The organism is Salinicola tamaricis (assembly GCF_003006155.1).
GTDB lineage: Bacteria > Pseudomonadota > Gammaproteobacteria > Pseudomonadales > Halomonadaceae > Salinicola > Salinicola tamaricis.
Genome location: NZ_CP023559.1, coordinates 1,668,459 through 1,687,980, shown reverse-complemented (window position 1 = coordinate 1,687,980; position 19,522 = coordinate 1,668,459). Strand labels below are relative to the sequence as shown.

Sequence of the window (19,522 nt, the reverse complement as noted above, 5' to 3'; positions counted from 1 at the left end):
GAGCCCGCGGCCCGCGCCTTGGCGTGACGCCGGCACGACTCCTGGAATAGGCGCGCTGTATGTTCACCATCGATGACCTGGCCGATCGCCTCGGCGGCTATCTACCCTCTGAGGAGATTCAGCAGGTCCGGCGCGCCTTCTACTACGCCGAGCAGGCCCACGACGGCCAGACCCGCCGCTCCGGCGAGCCCTACGTCACCCACCCACTCGCGGTCGCCAATATCCTCGCCAACATGCACATGGACCATCAGAGCCTGATGGCCGCCATGCTGCACGACGTGATCGAGGATACCGGCGTGACCAAGGATGCCCTCGCCTCCCAGTTCGGCGAAGCGGTGGCGGAGCTGGTCGACGGCGTCTCCAAGCTGACCCAGATCACCTTCGAGGACAAGGCGGTCGCCCAGGCCGAGAACTTCCAGAAGATGGTGATGGCGATGTCTCAGGACATCCGCGTGATCATCGTCAAGCTCGCCGACCGCCTGCACAACATGCGCACCCTGGGGGCGCTGCGGCCCGACAAGAAGCGCCGCATCGCCCGCGAGACGCTGGAGATCTACGCCCGCATCGCCGGGCGCCTGGGGATCAACACCATCCGCGTCGAGCTCGAGGATCTCTCGTTCCAGGCGATCCACCCGATGCGTGCCGAACGCATCAAGCGCGCCGTGGCCCGGGCTCGTGGCAACCGCCGTACGACCATGCGCCAGATCCAGACCAGCCTGCAGCGCCGGCTGGACGAGGACGATCTCACCGGCAGCGTGGTCGGCCGCCAGAAGCATCTGCTGTCGATCTATCGCAAGATGCACGACCAGCGCAAGCCGTTCGCCGAGATCATGGATGTGTTCGGCTTCCGCATCATCACCGACGATGTCGACAACTGCTATCGCATCCTCGGCGCGGTGCACAATCTCTACAAGCCGGTGCCGGGGCGCTTCAAGGATTACATCGCGATCCCCAAGGCCAACGGCTACCAGAGTCTGCACACCACCCTGTTCGGGCCCAGCGGCATGCCGATCGAAGTGCAGATCCGCACCCGCGAGATGGAGGCGATGGCCAACAACGGCATCGCCGCCCACTGGCTCTACAAGGCGGGTCAGACCGAGCGGCCGATCGCCGTCGGCAGCCATGCCCGGGCACGGGAGTGGGTGCGTGGCCTGCTCGAGATGCAGCGCCACGCGGGCGACTCGCTGGAGTTCATCGAGCACGTCAAGAACGACCTGTTCCCCGACGATGTCTACATCTTTACCCCCAAGGGCGACATCATGGAGCTGCCCCAGGGAGCCACGGCGGTCGACTTCGCCTATACCGTGCACACCGATATCGGCAATAGCTGTATCGCTTGCCGTATCGACCGCCACCTGGCGCCGCTCTCGACCCCGCTGGAGAGCGGCCAGACCCTGGAGATCATCACCGCGCCCGGGCCCGGCCCAATCTCGCCTGGCTCAACTTCGTGATCACCGCCAAGGCGCGCTCGGCGATTCGTCACGCGCTCAAGAGCCAGCAGCGCAGCGAGGCGATCCAGCTCGGCCGGCGCCTGCTCAACCGTGCCCTGAGCAGTTTCGACACCAGCCTGGAGAAGCTGCCGCGGAGCGTCTTACAGCGCTGCTAGCAGAGCTCGACCTGGCCGACGAGGATGACCTGCTCGAGACTATCGGCCTCGGCACCCGGCTGGCCCACGCCACCGCCAAGCGCCTGGCCGATGCCAGCCTGAGCGACGACGAGGACGCCGCAGGATCGCCGGAGACCTCACCCAAGACAGGGCCGCACACCGGACCGATCGTCATCAACGGCTCCGAGAGCATGGCGATCAGCTTCGCCCGCTGCTGCCACCCGCTGCCCGGCGACCCGGTAATCGGTCATCTGTCGATGGGCAAGGGGATCGTCGTACACCGTCACGATTGTGGTAATCTCGATGAGCTGCGCGATGATCCCGACAAGCTGGTCTCCTTGACGTGGTCCAATCAGATCGAGCAGGATTTCCCGGTGCCGCTGCGCATCGAAGTGGAGACCCGGCGCGGGCTGATCGCCGAACTGGCCAGCCTGATCACCGACGCCGATGCCAACATCGAGCGCATCGGCATCGAAGAGCGCGATGCCCGGCTATCGATCGTCAACCTGACCATCCTGGTCAAGGGGCGTATCCACCTAGCCCGGATCATCAAGCGCCTGCGCAACCTGAATCATATCGGCCGCATCGTTCGCGCGAGAAGCTGATAGCAAGACCCCGACGCCCACCCGCGCCGGCCAGACAGACGAACACACGCTCCCCGCCATGGCCAACCACGGCGGGGCGTCGTTTTTTACGTCGTTCCGGGACGCCGGACCACCGCGTCGGTTTCGGGACGCGATGAAACGCGTCGGCTTCGGGACGCGATAAAACGTCGTCGGTTTCGGGACACGATAAATCGTGAAACGCAGCCCACTACGCAGGAAAAGATCGCAGTATCTCAATCGATAACATCTGGAGGGTACGCCATGAGCAACAAAGCCGTTATCAACACCGACAACGCCCCGGCCGCCATCGGCCCCTATTCCCAAGCCGTGAAGTCCGGCAACACCGTCTATCTCTCCGGTCAGATCCCGCTCGATCCGGCCACCATGGAGATGGTTTCCGACGACTTCGAAGCCCAGGCGCGTCAGGTCTTCAGCAACCTGTCCGCCGTCTGCAAGGAGGCCGCCGGCTCGCTGCAGGACATCGTCAAGCTCAACCTCTACCTCACCGATCTCGACAACTTCGGCGTGGTCAACAAGGTGATGGAAGAGTTCTTCACCGCCCCCTTCCCCGCGCGCGCCGCGGTGGGCGTCAAGCAGCTGCCCAAGGGCAGCCTGGTCGAGGCCGAAGCGGTGATGGTGATCGGCGACTGAGCCCCGCACGCCGGCAACGGTGGTGGCGCTTCAGCGCCCCGCCGGTGCCGGTGTCGCTGCCGGCAGATCGCCGCGCAGCTTGATTACGTCCGCCCGCGGCGGCACCCCGAACATGCGGCTGTATTCGCGGCTGAAGTGGGAAGGGCTGCTGTAACCGACGCGATAGCTGGCCGTGGCGGCTTCCATGCCCTCGGCCAGCATCAGCCGGCGCGCCTCGTGCAGGCGCAGGCGCTTCTGGAACTGCAGCGGCGACATCCGCGTCACCTGCTTGAAGCTGTGGAACAGCGACGACTCGCTCATGCTCACCAGGTCGGCGAGATCGCCCACCCGCAGCGGCTCTCGGAAGCGCGCCTGGAGCACTTCGATCACCCGGCCCATGCGGTGGGTCTGGCCATCGACCATGGCGAACTTGCGCATATAGGGCGCCAGCTCCCCGACCAGCGCCCGATAGAGGATCTCACGCCGCACAAGCGGCGCCAGGATCGCAATGTCCTGGGGCGTATCCAGTAGGCCCACCAGACGCGACAGCGCCTCCAGCATCCCTCGATCGGCCAGCACATGGCCGAGCCCGCAGGCCCCCTCCGGGCACAACTCCTCCTCCGGCTGGCGCGCCACCGGCAGCCCCATCGCCAGAATCAGATCGGTGACCTCCTGGGGATCGATCGTGAGCTTGATGCCCAGATACGGGGTCTGAGGCGAGGCATCGGTCACCTTGCCCAGGATCGGCAACGGCACCGCCGACACCATGCAGCTGAGCGGACCATAGTCGATCTGGCGATCCCCCAGCCACACCGTCTTGGCGCCCTGGGCGATCAGACACAGCGCCGGCTCGTACACCCGCGAGCCCATGCAGGCCGTGGTCGAATCGGCGCGCACCAGCTCCAGACCGGGGATGGCGCTGGCGATGAACCCCTCCTCGTCGGCATGGGCGAGAATTCGCGCCACGAGAGTATTCATCAATGCTTCGGACGACGACTCGGCGTGCCTTGGGATGGGCTGTGCGGCGGTCACGGCGTCACTCCCCTGCTGGGCGGATGGAAAGGCATTAAGCGATCGGACGCGAGTATAAGCCCGCTTTCGGCGATATTGTGCGCGTTTGGTAGAGACTTGCAGAATCGGGCAAGTACTCTGAAGAATCCGGCAAGGCGCCGTCTCTGTGCCGGCTCCGCGCCGAGGCGGTCACGGAACGTCTTCTATGGATGACCTGCCTCTGCGGAGAATCGGGCAATCAATCGACAGGAAGCCGATAACGCCCCGCCGCCGCCAGCCCTTAGATTGGCACTCCACGCCCCCGGGCGGTTTCCCCGCCACGCTTGACCTCAACTTAAGTTGAGCCAATAGCTTGCCATCCTTCGGGGAATGTCACACGGAGCGAACCATGATGGAGAAATCCAACCAGCCGCCCGCGCCTGGCGCGAGGTTGGCCACCGTCACGCCGATCACGGGACAGCAGATTCCGTCTCTGCGAACCGCCTGGCTACGAATGACTTGGTTACGAATGAATTGGCCACGAGTCACTCGGCTACGCATCATCTGGCTGCTGGCGGCGCTGCTGCTGGCCGGCTGCGATGCCCATGGCGAGCCCCAGGCCGCCGCCCCGCCACCGCCCGAGGTCGATGTCGCCACCGTCGCGGCCGAGCCGATTACGCTCACCGAGACCTTCACCGGACGCATCGAGGCGCCCGAGACCGTGGCCCTGCGCCCGCGAGTGAGCGGCTATATCGACGAGGTGGCCTTCGAGGAGGGAGAACTGGTCAAGGCCGGCGACCTGCTGTTCCAGATCGATCCACGCCCCTATGCGGCGCGTGTCGATGCCGCCAAGGCGGCCCTGACCCAGGCCCGTAGCCAGCGTCAGCTCGCAGACGTCGAGGCCGGCCGCTCGCGCCGGCTGATCGGCCGCCACATGATCTCCCAGGAGCAGCACGACCAGCGCCAGGCAGCGGCCCAGGACGCCCGCGCGCGTGAAGCGCAGGCCCGCGCCGCGCTCACCAGCGCCGAACTCGACCTCGCGTACACCCGCGTCACCGCGCCGATCTCCGGGCGCATCGGGCGGGCGCTGGTCACCCGCGGCAACCTGGCCAGCGCCGACCAGACGCTGTTGACCACGCTGGTCTCGGTCGACCCGCTCTACGTCTACTTCGACAGCAACGAGAGCGGCGCCGAGAACACGCTGGCGAGCGTCGACCCCGACCACCCCGTACCGGTGCGGGTCAGTCTCACCGGCGAGAGCGGCTTTCCCCATCGCGGTCGGCTCGACTTCGTCGACAACCGTATCGACCCCACCACCGGCACCCTGACCTACCGCGCCGTGCTCGACAATCCGGACGGGCGCATCCGCCCCGGCCAGTTCGCCCGCGTCGAGATGCCCGTCGCCGCGCTCACCGCGGCGCTGCTGATCGACCGCCAGGCGGTGCTGACCAACCAGGACCGACGTTACGTCTATGTCGTGGCCGACGACAACAGCGTCACGCCGCAGCCGGTGGTGACCGGCGCCGCGGTCGGCGACCGAGTGGTGATCCGCGACGGACTCGCCCCGGGTGAGCGCGTCGTGGTCAACGGCACCCAGAAGATCTTCGCCCCCGGCATGACGATCTCACCGCATCCGGTCGATCAGCACCCGGCCAATCCGCAACCCACGGCCGAAGGCGCGCTCACCTCGCGCTCTTGAGCAGCGGCGGCGCCAGGCGCCGCCGACACCCCCATTCACGGGAACGACGACAAGCGGCGGGCATCGCATCCGCCGCGCAGGAGCCCCCAAGGCATGAATGTTTCGCGTTTCTTCGTCGACCGCCCGATCTTCGCCGCGGTGCTGTCGATCGTCATGTTCGCGCTCGGCGCGATCTCGATCCCCAACCTGCCGATCGGCGAGTATCCAGAGGTGGTGCCGCCCTCGGTGCTGGTGCGCACGGTCTACCCCGGCGCCAACCCCAAGGAGATCGCCGACACCGTCGCCGCACCGCTCGAGGAGGCGATCACCGGCGTCGAGGGGATGATGTACTACAAGTCCGTCGCCGGTTCCGACGGGGTGCTGCAGATGACCGTCACTTTCCGCCCCGGCACCGACGCCGAACAGGCCACGGTGCGGGTACAGAACCGGGTCAGCCAGGCTTTGGCACGCCTGCCCGAGGCGGTGCGCCGCCAGGGCGTGACCACCCAGAAGCAGTCACCGACTTTTCTGATGGTGGTGCATCTGGTCTCGCCGGACGACCGCTACGACACCCTCTACCTGCGCAACTACGCCCGCCTGCACGTGCGCGACCAGCTGGCGCGCATCCCCGGCGTGGGCGAGGCGCAGCTGTTCGGCGGCGGCGACTACGCCATGCGCGTATGGCTCGACCCGGACCGGGTTGCCGCCCACGGCCTCACCGCCGGCGATGTGGTGGCGGCGATTCGCGACCAGAACGTGCAGGTCTCCGCCGGGCAGATCGGCGGCGAGCCGATGCCGGACAGCGACTTCCTGACCCTGATCAACGCCAAGGGGCGCCTGACCAGCGAGGCGGAGTTCGGCGATATCGTGCTCAAGACCGGCGCCGACGGCGACATCCTGCGGCTCAAGGATGTCGCCCGGCTGCAGCTCGGCGCCGGCGACTACACCCTGCGCGCCCGCCTGGACGGCAAGGACGCCGTGGCGATCGGTATCTTCCAGTCACCCGGGGCCAACGCGCTGGAGATTCGCGACCAGGTGATCCACACCATGGACGAACTGGCGGCCCAGTTCCCCGCCGGACTCGAGTACCGCAGCGTCTACGACACCACGCTGTTCGTCACCGACTCGATCCACGCGGTTATCCAGACCCTGCTGGAGGCGGTGCTGCTGGTGGTGCTGGTGGTGACGCTGTTCCTGCAGACCTGGCGCGCGTCGCTGATCCCGCTGCTGGCGGTGCCGGTCTCGGTGGTGGGCACCTTCGCGGTGCTGCTGCTGCTCGGCTACTCGATCAACACCCTGACCCTGTTCGGGCTGGTGCTGGCGATCGGTATCGTCGTCGATGACGCCATCGTGGTGGTGGAGAACGTGGAGCGCAACATCGAGCAGGGGCTGGCGCCACGCGCCGCGGCGCATCAGGCGATGCGCGAGGTCTCAGGGCCGATCGTGGCCATTGGCTTGGTGCTGTGCGCGGTGTTCGTGCCGATGGCCTTTCTCTCCGGGGTGACCGGCCAGTTCTATCGTCAGTTCGCGGTGACCATCGCCATCTCCACGGTCATCTCGACGGTCAACTCGCTGACGCTGTCGCCAGCCCTGGCGGCAATGCTGCTCAGGCCCCACGATGCGCCGAAGGATCGCCTGACGCGGGTGATCGACGCCCTGTTCGGCTGGCTGTTCCGGCCCTTCAATCGGCTCTTCAACGCCGGCTCCGAGCGCTATCGGGGCGTGGTGTCGCACAGCCTGAAACGCCGCGGCGCGGTGTTCGTGATCTACCTGATCCTGCTCGGGGCCACCGGCTATCTGTTCAAGACGGTGCCGCCCGGGTTCATTCCGGTGCAGGACAAGATGTACCTGATCGCCGGCGTCAAGCTGCCCGAGGGCGCCTCCCTCGAACGCACCGACGCTCTGCTGCGTCAGGTGGTGGATATCGCCATGCACACCGATGGCGTCGAGCACGCGATCTCGTTCCCGGGGCTCAACGCGCTGCAGTTCACCAACACCTCCAACACCGGGCTGGCGTTTCTGACCCTGACACCCTTCGCCGAGCGCACCCGCACGGCGGCACAGATCAATGCCGAGCTCGCCGGCAAGCTCGCCGCGCTCAAGGATGGCATCGCCTTCTCGTTCATGCCGCCGCCGATCCTGGGACTCGGCAACGGCTCCGGCTATCAGCTGTTCCTCGAGGATCGCGGCGGCCTCGGCTACGGCCCGCTGCAGGAAGCGGTCAACGCCTTCCAGGGCGCGGTGATGCAGACCCCGGGGATGTCCTATCCGATCACCAGCTATCAGGCCAACGTGCCCCAGCTCGATGCCGACGTCGACCGCTTGAAGGCCAAGTCGCAGGGGGTGGCGGTGGCCGATCTCTTCGATACCCTGCAGACCTATCTGGGCTCGACCTACGTCAACGATTTCAACCAGTTCGGCCGCACCTGGCAGGTCATTGCCCAGGCCGACGCCCCCTACCGCGACAGCGTCGAGGACATCGCTCGCCTGCGCACGCGTAACGCCCAGGGCGAGATGGTGCCGATCGGCTCGATGATAAAGGTCCACCAGACCTTCGGCCCCGACCCGGTGCTGCGCTTCAACGGCTATCCTGCCGCCGATCTCGCCGGCGAGGCCGATCCGCGGGTGCTCTCCTCGCCCCAGGCGATGGCCGAGCTGACCCGGATCGGCGCCCAGGTACTGCCGGCGGGGATCGACTTCGAGTGGACCGATCTCAGCTATCAACAGGCGACCCAGGGCAACGCGGCGCTGATCGTGTTCCCGCTGGCGGTGATGCTGGTGTTCCTGGTGCTGGCCGCGCTCTACGAGAGCTGGACCCTGCCACTGGCGGTGATCCTGATCGTGCCGATGTGCGTGCTCTCGGCGCTGATCGGGGTGCGCCTGGTGGGCGGCGATACCAATATCTTCGTCCAGGTGGGGCTGGTGGTGCTGATCGGGCTGGCGTGCAAGAACGCGATCCTGATCGTCGAGTTCGCCCGCGAGCTGGAGCTCGAGGGGCGCGAGACCGTGGCCGCGGCGCTGGAGGCCTGCCGGCTGCGCCTGCGCCCGATCGTCATGACCTCGATCACCTTCACCGCGGCGGTGATACCGCTGGCGCTGGGCCACGGCGCGGGCGCCGAGGTGCGCCAGGCGCTGGGGGTCGCGGTGTTCGCCGGCATGCTCGGGGTGACCCTGTTCGGCCTGCTGCTGACGCCGGTTTCTACGTCGCGCTGCGCAAGCTGGCCGGCCGCTGCGCCAGGATCACGGCTCCACGATGGAAGGCGAGGAGCCTCGGCCCCACGACGGCCCCGCCTGAGTGGGATCCACGCGCATACCGGGAAACCGTTGGCAACGAGAGGAACGATGCGCCACCCTGCGGGCAACGCCATCGGGAGCCGCCATCGTGACCCTTCCTCGCCGACTCTTCTTCGCCCTGTGGCCCGACGACGCCAGTCGTCGGGCGCTGGCCGCCGAGGCCGAACGCCTGGCACCCCACTGCGGCGGCTACCCGCTACCGGCGCAGAACATGCATATCACGCTGGCGTTTCTGGGCAGTGTCGACGCCTCGCGGCTGGCGGCGCTGCTCGAGCTGACCCGGGCGTGGCCGGCGCCGCAGGGCGAGTGGACGCTGGATCGGCTCGGCCATTTCCCTCAGCCGCGCATCGTCTGGGCCGGCAGCCAGACGCCAGACCCTGCATTGCTGGCACTCCATGCCGAGCTCTGGCAGGCACTCGCCCGTCACGGTTTCACCGCGCCACAGCGTGACTTCACCCCGCATGTCAGCCTGGTTCGCCGGGCCGACCGCGCGGCCCCGGATTCACGCCTGCCTGCCCCGCTGCGCTGGCGCTTCGACCATCTCGCGCTGGTGGAATCGCAGCTCGGCGAGGGCGGCTCGCGCTATCGCACCCTGGCTTGCAGCCACGGCACTGCTTGACCCCGGGGTCAGCACCGAATCTCCTGACTGTCACAGGCAACCTCGACGCCCTCGGGCAGCATCGGAGGCGCAGCCAGCCAGTAGGCGTCCAGTTCGTGACTGATGTGTGTCAGCCAGGCGCGGGAAGGGCCCAGACGCTCGATGATCTCCAGTGCCATGGTGAGATTGTTGTGGTTACGCGGCGTGTCAGAGGAATCCGGATGGGTCGCGTCGATCACCACGCCGTGGGGCTGCCATTCGCTCAGAAAGCGTTCGGTAGCCCCGGGCAGGCCGACGGTGTCGCACAGCCAGGCCAGGCGACTGACGCCGTCGTCGATCGCGTAGCCCAGCGTCGGCTTACTGTGGTTGAGCGGCAGCGGCGTCAGCGTGAGACCGCCGAGGGTGAGCGGTCGAAACGGCTTGAGACCGGGGCGGAAGTCGAGAATGCCGGGGTTCTTGTGCAGGTCGGCACAGCCCTGAGCATCCTTGGGGCCATACACCGGAATCGGCTCACCCTGCCCCCAGCGCAGGTGCAGAAGCCCCTGGACGTGGTCGGCATGGTAGTGGGTCAGCAGGATCGCGGCCGGGCGCTGACGCTCGCAGCGCGCGGCCAGATCCATGCGGCCGGCGTCGATCAGGATCAGCTCGCCATCCAGTTCGATCTCGCCGGCGCATGGCCCGCGGCGGTGGCCGTTCAGCAGCCGCGCCCGCTGACACGCCGGGCAGTCACAGCCGAAACAGGGCACCTGGGCGCTGTCGCCGGTGCCGGCGAAACGCAGCTTCATGGCGGCGATGCCGTCGCGGGCGACGCATCGACGAAGGCTTCGAGCGCCTTGATGCTCTGTGCCAGTTCGCCGCCGTTGTCGAGCCGCGGGATGTCGCCCAGGGTCTCCTCGTCGCCGCCCCGCGCCAGCCGCGCCTCGATCTCGGCCGGCGTCTCGCGCCCACGCGCAAGCAGACGCTGGCGCAGCACCTCGGCATCCGCCACCACCAGCAGGGGCACCAACGACTCACCGAAGCGCGCCCGCGCGGACGCCAGCGCGCGGCGGCTGCCGTTGAGCACCACCGTGTGCCCCGCCGCCAGCCAGGACTCGATCTCGATGCCGACGCCGTAGTCGAGCCCGTGGGCGCACCATGCGAGGCAGAACAGCCCCTGCGCCCGGCGCCAGGCGAACTCGGCGGCGCTCAGCTCGACACAGTTCTCGCCACTACCGCTGGCCCGGGTGATATAGCGATGCGCCACCAGCAGATCCGGGCGGCGCTGACGCAGTTCGCGCAGCAGGCTGTCCTTGCCGACCCCGCTGGCGCCCATGACGTAGATCAGACGCGACATCTCGGACCTCTCGGAAAATACGCCATCAATGCACCTGCTGGCCCGCAGACCAAACTCTCTGCATCACCGGATGCCCGTCGATCACGCGTACCCGCAGCAGATCGGCACGCAGCCCCGGCGCCAGACGGCCGCGGTCGGCCAGACCGACCGCCTCAGCCGGAATGCGCGTCGCCGTGGCGACCGCATGGGGCAAGGCGTAGCCGTTCTCCATCGCCGCCACCTTGAACACCGCATCGAGCAGCGCCGCCGGATAGTAATCCGACGACAGGATATCCAGCACGCCCAGTTCGACCAGCGCGGCGGCGGCGATATTGCCGGAGTGGGAGCCGCCACGGACCACGTTGGGCGCGCCCATCATCACCGCCATGCCGGCCCGGTGAGAGGCCTCGGCCGCCTCGAGGGTGGTGGGGAACTCCGCCACCCGGGTGCCGTAATCGGCGCTTTCGGCGACGTGCTCGACGCTGGCGTCGTCATGGCTGGCGATCGCCAGCCCGCGCTCGCGACAGATCGCCGCAATGGCGCGACGATGCTCGGCGCTGTAGCGCTGACTGTTGTCGATCTGGGACGCCATGAAGGCGTCCATCGCCGCGTCATCGAGCTTGTACTTGCCCTGATAATAGATGCGATAGGCCTCGAGGCTAGCGAACTGACGCTGGCCGGGAGCGTGATCCATCAGCGACACCAGCCCCAGCAGCGGCGATGACGACAGCTCGTGGAAGCGCGCCAGCGTGTTGGGGTGGCTCACCTCGCAGCGCAGATGGAGACGATGATCGACCCGCGCCAGACCCTCGTGGGCGATCCGCGCCAGGGCCTGGCACATATCGTCGAGCGAGCCGTGACGCATGCTCTGCTCGTCGACGTCGCCCACCGAGACCGCGTCGAAGACCGTGGTGATGCCGCTGGCCGCCATCTGGGCGTCATGGGCCAGCGCGGCCTGGAGCCCCGGCCACTCGACCTTGGGCCGTGGCTGGAAATACTTCTCCATGTTGTCGGTGTGCAGCTCGACCAGCCCCGGCAGCAGGATGTCGCCCTCGCAGTCGATGGCGCCTGCGATCTGGCTGGCACCGTGATCGACCGCGGCGATCCGGCCGTCGCGGATCACCAGGGTGCCGTCGATCGTCTCGTCGTCGAGCACCAGTGTGGCGTGGGTCAGAATCTGTTCCCGTGCACTCATGACAGGCTCTCCCGGCAGGGCTGGCTGGCGTTGGACAAGCCGCCCAGGCTGCCATCCAGCGGCAGCAGGCGGTCGGCGACGCGCTCGCGCACGTCTTCGTCGTGAAAGATGCCGAGTATGGCGGTACCGCGCGCCTTGGCCTCGCCGATCAGCGCGATCACCACGTCACGGTTGGCGGCGTCCAGCGACGCGGTGGGCTCGTCGAGCAGCAGCAGCGGATGCTCGCCGATGAAGCCGCGGGCGATATTGACCCGCTGCTGCTCGCCGCCGGAGAAGGTCCCAGGGGGCAGTCGCCACAGCCGCTCGGGCATTGAGCCGGGCCAGCAGCGTCTCGGCCCGCTGGCGCGAGTCGGCTTCGTCGGCGCCGCCGCAGCAGCGGCTCCATCACCACGTCGACGGCGGCGACCCGCGGCACCACTCGCAGAAACTGGCTGACATAGCCGATCACGTCGCGGCGCAGGCCATGCCAGGCATAGGCCGGCAGAGTTTCCAGATCGAGATCGCCATCGTCGAAGTGCAGCCGGATCCGGCCCTGATCGATGCGGTAGTCGCCGTAGAGCATCTTCAACAGCGTGCTCTTGCCGATACCGCTGCGTCCGGCCAGCACCAGACATTCACCGGCCTGCAGCGTCAGCGCGAGATCGCGCATCACGTCGATCTCGACCCCGCCCTGGCCGTGAAGCAGGAACTGCTTGTGCAACCCGTTCACCGTGAGGCGAGGTCGGGCGTTCGTCATGAAATGCATTGAAATTCCTTCCTCAAGGCGTCAGGACAGAAGACACCAGCAGCTGCGTATATTCGTGCTGCGGGTCGTCGAGAATCTGATCGGTGAGGCCGGTCTCGACCACCTGGCCGCGGCGCATCACCATCAGCCGGTGGGCGAGCAGGCGCGCCACGGCGAGATCATGGGTCACCAGCACCACGAGAGGCCGAGTTGACGTACCAGCGTGCGCAGCATGTCGAGCAGCCGCGCCTGTACCGAGACGTCGAGCCCGCCGGTGGGCTCGTCCATGAACACCAGCCGTGGCCGGGTAACCAGGGTGCGGGCGATCTGCAAGCGCTGCTGCATGCCGCCGGAGAAGGTCCGCGGGGCATCGTCGATACGCCCGGGGTCGAGTTCGACCTGGCGCATCCAGTCCTGCCCGGTGGCGCGCGGAGCTGGCCGTAATGGCGCTGGCCCTGGGCCACAGCCGTTCACCGATGTTGGCCCCGGCGGACACGCCCATGCGCAGGCCGTCGCGGGGGTTCTGATGCACCAGCCCCCACTCGAGAACGCAGCAGTGCCGCGTCGCGCCTCGCCGATGGCGTAGAGATCGAGCTCGGCTTCATCGCCCCCCGCGTCATCCGCCTGACGGCGGTACACGACCTGTCCGGCATCCGGCGCTTCCAGGCCGGCGAGTACCCGCAGCAGGGTCGACTTGCCGGAACCGGATTCGCCGACGATGCCCAGCACTTCGCCGGCGTGGAGTTGAAAATCGATCGCCTCGCAGCCCTTGGCCGGGCCGTAGAGTCGGGTGATGCCCTGCACATCCAGCAGGACCGGGCGTTCCAGTACCGGCTTCTTCATGCCACCTCTCCCCGCCGGCTCTGGCAGTAGTCGGTATCGGAGCAGACGAACATCCGCCCGCCCTGATCATCGGTGATCACTTCGTCGAGATAGCTGTGATCGCTGCCGCACAGCGCGCAGGCGTGCTCCCAGCGCTGGATCTCGAACGGATGGTCCTCGAAGTCGAGACTCTCGACCCGGGTATGCGGCGGAATCGCGTAGAGCCGCTTCTCGCGCCCGGCGCCGAACAACATCAGCGCCGGATTGCCGTCGAGCTTGGGGTTGTCGAACTTGGGGATCGGCGAGGGATCCATGACGTAGCGCCCGTCGACCTTGACCGGGTAGGCGTAGGTAGTCGCGATATGGCCGTAGCGGGCGATGTCCTCGTAGAGCTTGACGTGCATCACGCCGTACTCCTCCAGCGCGTGCATCAGCCGGGTCTCCTGCTCGCTGGGCTCGATGAAGCGCAGCGGCTCGGGGATTGGCACCTGGAACACCAGAATCTGGCCGGCGCGCAGCGGGGTTTCGGGAATCCGGTGGCGGGTCTGGATCACATCCGCCGCCGTGGTCGCGGTGGTGGTCTCGACCCCGGCCACGCGCTGGAAGAAGTGGCGGATGCTGACCGCATTGGTGGTGTCGTCGGCGCCCTGGTCGATCACCTTGAGAATGTCGTCGGCGCCGAGAATGCTGGCGGTGAGCTGCACACCGCCAGTGCCCCAGCCGTAGGGCATCGGCATTTCGCGGCCGCCGAACGGCACCTGGTAACCGGGGATCGCCACCGCTTTGAGCAGCGCGCGGCGGATCATGCGTTTGGTCTGCTCGTCGAGATAAGCGAAGTTGTATCCGTTCATATCAACGCTCCTCCGGTTGGGGGCTGGCCGTATCGCGAGCACTATCAAGTTCGGCCTGGCGCGCGGCATGTTCGCGACGCAGCCGCCTGAGCAGATCGAGCTCGGACTGGAAGTCGACGTAGTGCGGCAGCTTCAGGTGGGAGACGAAACCGGAGGCGTCGACGCTGTCGGCGTGGGCCAGCACGAACTCCGCCTGCTGCGCCGGGCCACTGATCGGCTCGCCCAGCTCCTCGGCGCGCAGGGCGCGATCGACCAGCGCCATGGCCATGGTCTTGCGCTCGTTGTGGCCGAAGGCGAGGCCATAGCCCCGGGTGAACTGCGGCGCGGCTTCGCGCGAACCGCCGAACTGGTTGATCATCTGGCACTCGCTCAGCGCGATCTCGCCGACGCAGATCGTCTCGTCCCACTCGTCGACGTGGATCTCCACTTCCACCTGGCCCAGGCGAATCTCGCCGGCGAACGGATGGTTGCGGCCGTAGCCGCGCTGGGTGGAGTAGCCCAGCGCCAGCAGGTAGCCCTCGTCGCCGCGAGCCAGCATCTGCAGCCGGGCGGCGCGGTCCATCGGGTAATCGGGCGGATCGCGGGTGATATCCATGGGCTCGCTGCCGTCGTCGATCGCCTGCTCCACCAGGCCCTCGTCGTTGAGCAGCTCGAGGATCTGCGGGCAGGGCTCGGCGTCGGTGACGTCATCCCGGGTCTCGGCAGGCGGCACCTCGGCGCCGGCCAGCTGCAGGAAGTCGAGCAGCCGATGGGTGTAGTCGTAGGTCGGGCCCAGAATCTGGCCGCCGGGAACATCCTTGTAGGTGGCACTGATACGCCGCTCGATGCGCATGCCGGCGGTGTCGAGCGGCTCGCTGACCGCCAGCCGCGGCAGCGTGGTGCGATAGGCGCGCAGCAGGAACACGGCCTCGGTGAGATCGCCACTGGCCTGCTTGAACGCCAGCGCGGCGAGTTCTGGGTCGTAGAGCGAGGCTTCGCTCATCACCCGGTCGACGGCCAGGCGCAGCTGATCGCCGATCTGAGCAACCTCGAGTTCCGGACGCTCGCGATCGCCCCGGCGGCGGTCGGCCAGCCAGCGGTGAGCTCTGGCGATCGCCTGCTCGCCTCCCTTGACGGCAACGTACATCAGTTCACCTCCTTGGCATCGGCACGCGTGACGCGGGTGCTGCGTGGTACCGCCGCCAGCCGCGCGCCGCAGCCGAAGATCATGTCCAGCCCCTGGGGGAAGCTGGCACGGTTGGCGGCCAGCCGATCCATCAACGCCCGGCAGCCGGCGGTATCGCCGATGTCGAGTGCGCGGGTGGTCTCAATGCCAGGCCCGGAGAGCATCGAGGGCCCGACGTTTGCCAGCCGCTCGACGGCGACCATCAGCGTGGTGCCGCGGTCGGGGTAAGTGTCGCTGCCCAGCGCAAACGACGTCTGTGGATCGAAAGACTCGTGGGTCAGCAGCGCAAAATCGGCGCTCTCCGGGTCGTCGGTGATGCGCGCCCCGGTGTGGAAGGTCAGCGCCTGGCGCAGGGCCGGCGAGTCGAGATCGGCTGCGATCCACACGCGTGTCTCGAGATCGCAAAGCGTCAGCACCACGCCCCACAGCGCGGCGCCCAGGGCGTCACTCGGCGGTACCGGCACGGCCAGCGTCTCGAGCGTGCCTGGCTCGGACATCGCGCCGAGAATCTGGCGAAACAGGCGCTGGCTATCGTGGGCGGGGTCGGACAGCCCGGGCCAGGCTGCACTCCCCGTCTCTCCCGCCACCCTCTCTCTTGTCTCCATCTCTCTTTGCTCCCTATGTCTCTGCCCCATCGTCACTCCCCCCTGACCAGCGTGAAGAAATCGACCCGGGTGGCAGCAGCGGTGGCGGCATCACGGCGCTGGCGCGCGGCGAGTTCGTCGGCCAGCGGCGCCAGCACCTGGGTCTCGAGCGCTTCCTGCCACGCCGCGTGCTGGGCGACGGCGTCGGCCAGCGCGATCAGTTCGGCGTGGCGATGGTCGCGACCGCGCACCCAGCCGTGGCCGACGGTGCCGTCATCGAGCGCCACGCTGGCGCGGGTCAGGGTCATCTCACCCAGGTGGAACGCGTTGCCGGTGGCGCCGATGCGCCCCTTGAGCATCGCCATGCCGGTCTCCGGCCCGCGCAGGCAGCGATGGCCGGGCAGCCGGCCCAGCGAGCCCCAGCGAGCCTCGATGTGCTGACGGGAGGAGAGCGCCAGCAGCCGCTGGCGGGCGCCTCGGGAGGTGCAAGTCATGTGTCGTCCTCATCGAAATCAATGTGATAGGAGAGCCGATCGGCCCGCGCACGCCCCACGGAGACTTCCACCAGCACGCCATCGGCGTCGGTGTTGTCGCTGGTCATCACCAGCAGCGGAGCGTTGAGAGGACACTGCAGCCAGCGGGTGTCGTCGCGATCGGCGCCGACGGCGTCGATGCGCACCCGTCGCCGATGCAGCTGCAGGCCGTAGTGCTGGGTCAGCAGGGCGCGGGTGGAACCGCCGCGATAGCGCGCCAGCCAGCCCGGCACCCGCGCGGGATCGAACCAGTGGCGCAGGCGCATCAGCGGGGCATCATCGACGGTGCGCACGGTATCGACCCGCAGCAGCGGCTCGCTGGCCGGCCGCCCGAAGCGCTGGGCGATGGCCTCGGGGGGCGTCACCAGCCCCTGTTCGAGACAGCAGGTCGTCGAGGGCAGCCCGAGGCCGGCCAGGTTCTGGGTCACCTTGCTGCCGGCGCTGACGGCGTAATCGAGCCGGCGATCGACGACCTGGGTGCCACGCCCCTGATGGCGGGTCACCATGCCGGCGGCGACCAGTTCGTCCAGCGCGCGCCGCACGGTATGGCGGTTGACCGCGAAGCGCTCGGCGAGCTGCGCCTCGGTCGGCAGCAGATCGCCCGGGGCATAGTCGGCGCGGACCTCGCGCACCAGCACCTCGGCCAGTTCGCGGTAGCGGGGTAGTGTCAAAACTTGTCTAGACATCATCGGATACGCTCAAACCTGGATTGGAATATCCTCCAGGCCGTCTACGAAAAGTCGCCGAGCGACGCCCAGACAAGGCAAAAATTGGCGAAAAAGCGGAGTTTACGTGTGTGTAAATGAGCATTTTGAGCCGATTTTTAACGCGGTATGGGCGAGCGCAGGCAGTTTTCGTCATGGCCTAGATGAAGCGCTTGCGAACACGCTGCGAAACCATGTCCAGCAGCGTCACGGCGACGATGATCACCAGCATGATCGTGGCGGTCTCGGTGTACTGGAAACCGCGCATGGTCTCCCATAGCGAGACGCCGATACCGCCGCCGCCGACCATGCCGAGCACGGTGGCGGAGCGGATGTTGGATTCGAAGCGATAGAGGCTGACCGAGATCCACAGCGGCAGTACCTGGGGGATCAGGCCGAAGACGATCTCTTCCAGGCGCCCGGCACCGGTGACGCGGATGCCCTCCATCGGCCCGGCGTCGGTGGCCTCCACCGCTTCCGAGAAGAGCTTGGCGAGCACCCCGGTGGTATGGACGAACAGCGCCAGGGTGCCGGCGAAGGGGCCGAGCCCGACGGCGACCACGAACAGCATTGCGAACACCAGTTCATTGATCGCACGGCAGGCGTCCATCAGCCGCCGCACCGGCTGGTTGATCCACCAGGGCGCCAGGTTGTCCGACGAGAGCAGGCCAAAGGGGATGGCGAATAGCACCGCCAGCAGCGTGCCCCAGATGGCGATCTGGATGGTGACCAGCATCTGATCGATGTAGTGGTCGAGACGGCCGAAGGTGGGCGGCACGAAGTCGGCGGCCAGGGTCGCCATGTTGCCGGCGTTCTGGAACAGCAGGCTCGGCGCCATCTCGGCGCCCTGCCAGGCCCAGCCCAGCACGATGACGGCAATGGCCCAGCCCAGCAGCGTGGTCCAGCGGCGCTTGCCGGAGCGGGCGCGGATATCGAAGGAAGCGGCGCTTTGCATGTGCGTTGTCCTGACGAAATCGGTGAAGGCCGGGGTGGCGCTAGCGTTGGCAGCAGGGCGCTGTCCGCGCCCTGCCGCCAGCGTTAGGGAAACGCTGCATAAATGCCTGCGCCAGCGAATCGCTGCGTTGCGTGGTACTCGAACACTCGCCTAACCCCATGTTATGTCTCGTGTTCTGTGTTCCATGCGCCTTGCACTTCATCTCGCTCGTCGATTTATTCAGCGTTTCCTTAGACATGCGCTAGTCGACCATCGCGGTGGTGCTGTCGGCTTTCTTATCGCGGGCTTCCAGCCGCTGGTTCAGCGATTCCAGACGGGCGTCGAGTTCGGCCAGCTGTTGCTGCTTGGCGTCGGCATCGAGGGAGTCGTCGGCGGCGACCTGGGCGCGCTGCTTGAACAGCTCGAGCTGACGGATCGGCAGCAGCTGATCGTTGTCGGAAGCGGCGAAGCCGGACCACTGCAGCGGCTCGAGAACCTGCTTTTGCTCGGCGGTTTCGCCGTAGTTGAGGAAGAACTGGCGCAGTTCGTCCTTGGTCTGCTGTGGCAGATTGGTGCGCCAGACCAGCGGATCGGACGGGATCAACGGTGACTTCCAGATCACCTTGAGCTGAGCGGCCTTGTCGGGATGCGTGACTTCCAGGCGCTCCATGCTCTCGGTATTGAAGGTGGCGACATCGACCTGGCCGTTGGCCACGGTCAGCGCATTGGTCTCATGATTGGCGTTCAGGGTGCGCTTGAACGCGGTGTTGGGGTCGACGTGATTCTTGGCGAAGATGTAGTAACCCGGCACCAGATAGCCCGAGGTGGAGTTGGGGTCGCCATTGCCGAAAGTGAGCTTGCTGGCGTTGGCGAGGATGTCCTGAACGTTGTTGTAGGGGCTGTCCTTATTGACGATCAGCAGGCTCCAGTAGCCCGGCGCCCCATTGGCGGCGACGGTCTGGGCGAAGATCTCGCCGCCGGCGCGATCGACCGCTTCCATCGCCGCTTGTTGCCGTACCAGGCCAGATCGATCTTGTCGAAGGCATCGCCTGGATCACACCGCGGCGTAGTCGGTGGCGAAGAACGGCTCGACCTTGACGCCAGGGCCTCGGACATGTCATCCAGAAACGGCTGCCACTGGGTCGCCTGGTTGGTGCTCGACTCGGTGGAAATGATGCCGAAGCGCAGCGGCTCGTCGGCGGCCTGGGCGGAACCCGCGGCGAGCGTTGCGCCGAGCAGGCCGAGCCCGGCGATCAGCGGCAGTGCCGTGCGGCGTAACAGGGAGGCGATCATGGCG

The 19,522-nt window shown here is 67.2% G+C and carries 18 protein-coding genes and 3 pseudogenes; 5 read left to right on the top strand and 16 right to left on the bottom strand.

Annotated elements, in window-relative coordinates; translation table 11 throughout:
• The first annotated feature begins 59 nt into the window (after nt 1-59).
• Nucleotides 60-2,211 (top strand): annotated as a pseudogene (locus CN538_RS07795) (RelA/SpoT family protein).
• Nucleotides 2,212-2,472: 261 nt separating this feature from the next.
• Nucleotides 2,473-2,862, top strand: a complete 390-nt coding sequence (locus CN538_RS07790) for a RidA family protein (RefSeq protein ID WP_106419071.1) — start codon at nt 2,473-2,475, stop codon at nt 2,860-2,862.
• A gap of 30 nt (nt 2,863-2,892) precedes the next feature.
• On the opposite strand, the gene CN538_RS07785 is transcribed toward CN538_RS07790, so the two are convergent.
• Nucleotides 2,893-3,807: an AraC family transcriptional regulator gene (locus CN538_RS07785; RefSeq protein ID WP_242495654.1), complete on the bottom strand. Its 915-nt coding sequence runs from the start codon at nt 3,805-3,807 to the stop codon at nt 2,893-2,895.
• Nucleotides 3,808-4,360: 553 nt separating this feature from the next.
• Between CN538_RS07785 and CN538_RS07780 the strand changes: the two genes are divergently transcribed.
• From CN538_RS07780 to thpR, 3 genes and pseudogenes are all read left to right on the top strand, one after another.
• A complete protein-coding gene (locus CN538_RS07780; RefSeq protein WP_242495653.1) occupies nt 4,361-5,530 on the top strand; it encodes an efflux RND transporter periplasmic adaptor subunit in 1,170 nt (389 codons plus the stop codon).
• Between the two features lie 93 nt (nt 5,531-5,623).
• Nucleotides 5,624-8,739 (top strand): annotated as a pseudogene (locus tag CN538_RS07775) (efflux RND transporter permease subunit); the annotation flags it as partial.
• Nucleotides 8,740-8,804: 65 nt separating this feature from the next.
• Nucleotides 8,805-9,422 (top strand): RNA 2',3'-cyclic phosphodiesterase, encoded by a 618-nt coding sequence (gene thpR / locus CN538_RS07770; RefSeq protein ID WP_106420581.1) that lies wholly within the window; start codon nt 8,805-8,807, stop codon nt 9,420-9,422.
• Between the two features lie 8 nt (nt 9,423-9,430).
• Here the strand turns inward: thpR and phnP are convergent, their stop codons facing one another.
• The 15 genes and pseudogenes from phnP to CN538_RS22340 form a co-directional block, all read right to left on the bottom strand.
• Nucleotides 9,431-10,186 (bottom strand): phosphonate metabolism protein PhnP, encoded by a 756-nt coding sequence (gene phnP, locus CN538_RS07765; protein ID WP_106419069.1) that lies wholly within the window; start codon nt 10,184-10,186, stop codon nt 9,431-9,433.
• Nucleotides 10,183-10,734 (bottom strand): ribose 1,5-bisphosphokinase, encoded by a 552-nt coding sequence (gene phnN, locus CN538_RS07760; protein WP_106419068.1) that lies wholly within the window; start codon nt 10,732-10,734, stop codon nt 10,183-10,185. The genes phnP and phnN overlap by 4 nt, the downstream gene beginning before the upstream one ends.
• A 25-nt stretch (nt 10,735-10,759) precedes the next feature.
• Nucleotides 10,760-11,908, bottom strand: coding sequence for an alpha-D-ribose 1-methylphosphonate 5-triphosphate diphosphatase (locus CN538_RS07755; RefSeq protein ID WP_106419067.1), 1,149 nt, complete (start codon nt 11,906-11,908; stop codon nt 10,760-10,762).
• Nucleotides 11,905-12,219, bottom strand: coding sequence for an ATP-binding cassette domain-containing protein (locus tag CN538_RS24210; RefSeq protein ID WP_277985117.1), 315 nt, complete (start codon nt 12,217-12,219; stop codon nt 11,905-11,907). The genes CN538_RS07755 and CN538_RS24210 overlap by 4 nt, the downstream gene beginning before the upstream one ends.
• A 140-nt stretch (nt 12,220-12,359) precedes the next feature.
• Nucleotides 12,360-12,557 (bottom strand): annotated as a pseudogene (locus CN538_RS22350) (ATP-binding cassette domain-containing protein); the annotation flags it as partial.
• 109 nt (nt 12,558-12,666) lie between these two features.
• Nucleotides 12,667-12,822, bottom strand: a complete 156-nt coding sequence (locus CN538_RS22345) for a hypothetical protein (RefSeq protein ID WP_242495652.1) — start codon at nt 12,820-12,822, stop codon at nt 12,667-12,669.
• On the bottom strand, nt 12,819-13,475 hold the full coding sequence (locus tag CN538_RS07745; protein WP_242495651.1) for an ATP-binding cassette domain-containing protein: 657 nt from the start codon (nt 13,473-13,475) through the stop codon (nt 12,819-12,821). Before CN538_RS07745 ends, CN538_RS22345 begins: the two co-directional genes overlap by 4 nt.
• Nucleotides 13,472-14,305, bottom strand: coding sequence for an alpha-D-ribose 1-methylphosphonate 5-phosphate C-P-lyase PhnJ (locus CN538_RS07740; RefSeq protein ID WP_106419066.1), 834 nt, complete (start codon nt 14,303-14,305; stop codon nt 13,472-13,474). The genes CN538_RS07745 and CN538_RS07740 overlap by 4 nt, the downstream gene beginning before the upstream one ends.
• 1 nt (nt 14,306) lies before the next feature.
• Nucleotides 14,307-15,431 (bottom strand): carbon-phosphorus lyase complex subunit, encoded by a 1,125-nt coding sequence (locus CN538_RS07735; RefSeq protein ID WP_106419065.1) that lies wholly within the window; start codon nt 15,429-15,431, stop codon nt 14,307-14,309.
• Nucleotides 15,431-16,075, bottom strand: a complete 645-nt coding sequence (gene phnH / locus CN538_RS07730) for a phosphonate C-P lyase system protein PhnH (protein WP_106419064.1) — start codon at nt 16,073-16,075, stop codon at nt 15,431-15,433. Before phnH ends, CN538_RS07735 begins: the two co-directional genes overlap by 1 nt.
• Nucleotides 16,076-16,107: 32 nt before the next feature.
• The gene (gene phnG / locus CN538_RS07725; RefSeq protein WP_106419063.1) at nt 16,108-16,548 is read right to left on the bottom strand and encodes a phosphonate C-P lyase system protein PhnG; all 441 of its coding nucleotides are present in this window, start codon (nt 16,546-16,548) and stop codon (nt 16,108-16,110) included.
• The gene (gene phnF / locus CN538_RS07720; protein WP_164999531.1) at nt 16,545-17,258 is read right to left on the bottom strand and encodes a phosphonate metabolism transcriptional regulator PhnF; all 714 of its coding nucleotides are present in this window, start codon (nt 17,256-17,258) and stop codon (nt 16,545-16,547) included. Before phnF ends, phnG begins: the two co-directional genes overlap by 4 nt.
• 193 nt (nt 17,259-17,451) lie before the next feature.
• Nucleotides 17,452-18,246, bottom strand: a complete 795-nt coding sequence (phnE, locus tag CN538_RS07715) for a phosphonate ABC transporter, permease protein PhnE (protein WP_106419061.1) — start codon at nt 18,244-18,246, stop codon at nt 17,452-17,454.
• Between the two features lie 241 nt (nt 18,247-18,487).
• Nucleotides 18,488-19,225: a phosphate/phosphite/phosphonate ABC transporter substrate-binding protein gene (gene phnD, locus CN538_RS07710; RefSeq protein ID WP_242495650.1), complete on the bottom strand. Its 738-nt coding sequence runs from the start codon at nt 19,223-19,225 to the stop codon at nt 18,488-18,490.
• Entirely contained in the window at nt 19,141-19,518 is a 378-nt protein-coding gene (locus tag CN538_RS22340) for a substrate-binding domain-containing protein (RefSeq protein WP_242495649.1), read from the bottom strand. The genes phnD and CN538_RS22340 overlap by 85 nt, the downstream gene beginning before the upstream one ends.
• Between the last annotated feature and the right edge of the window lie 4 nt (nt 19,519-19,522).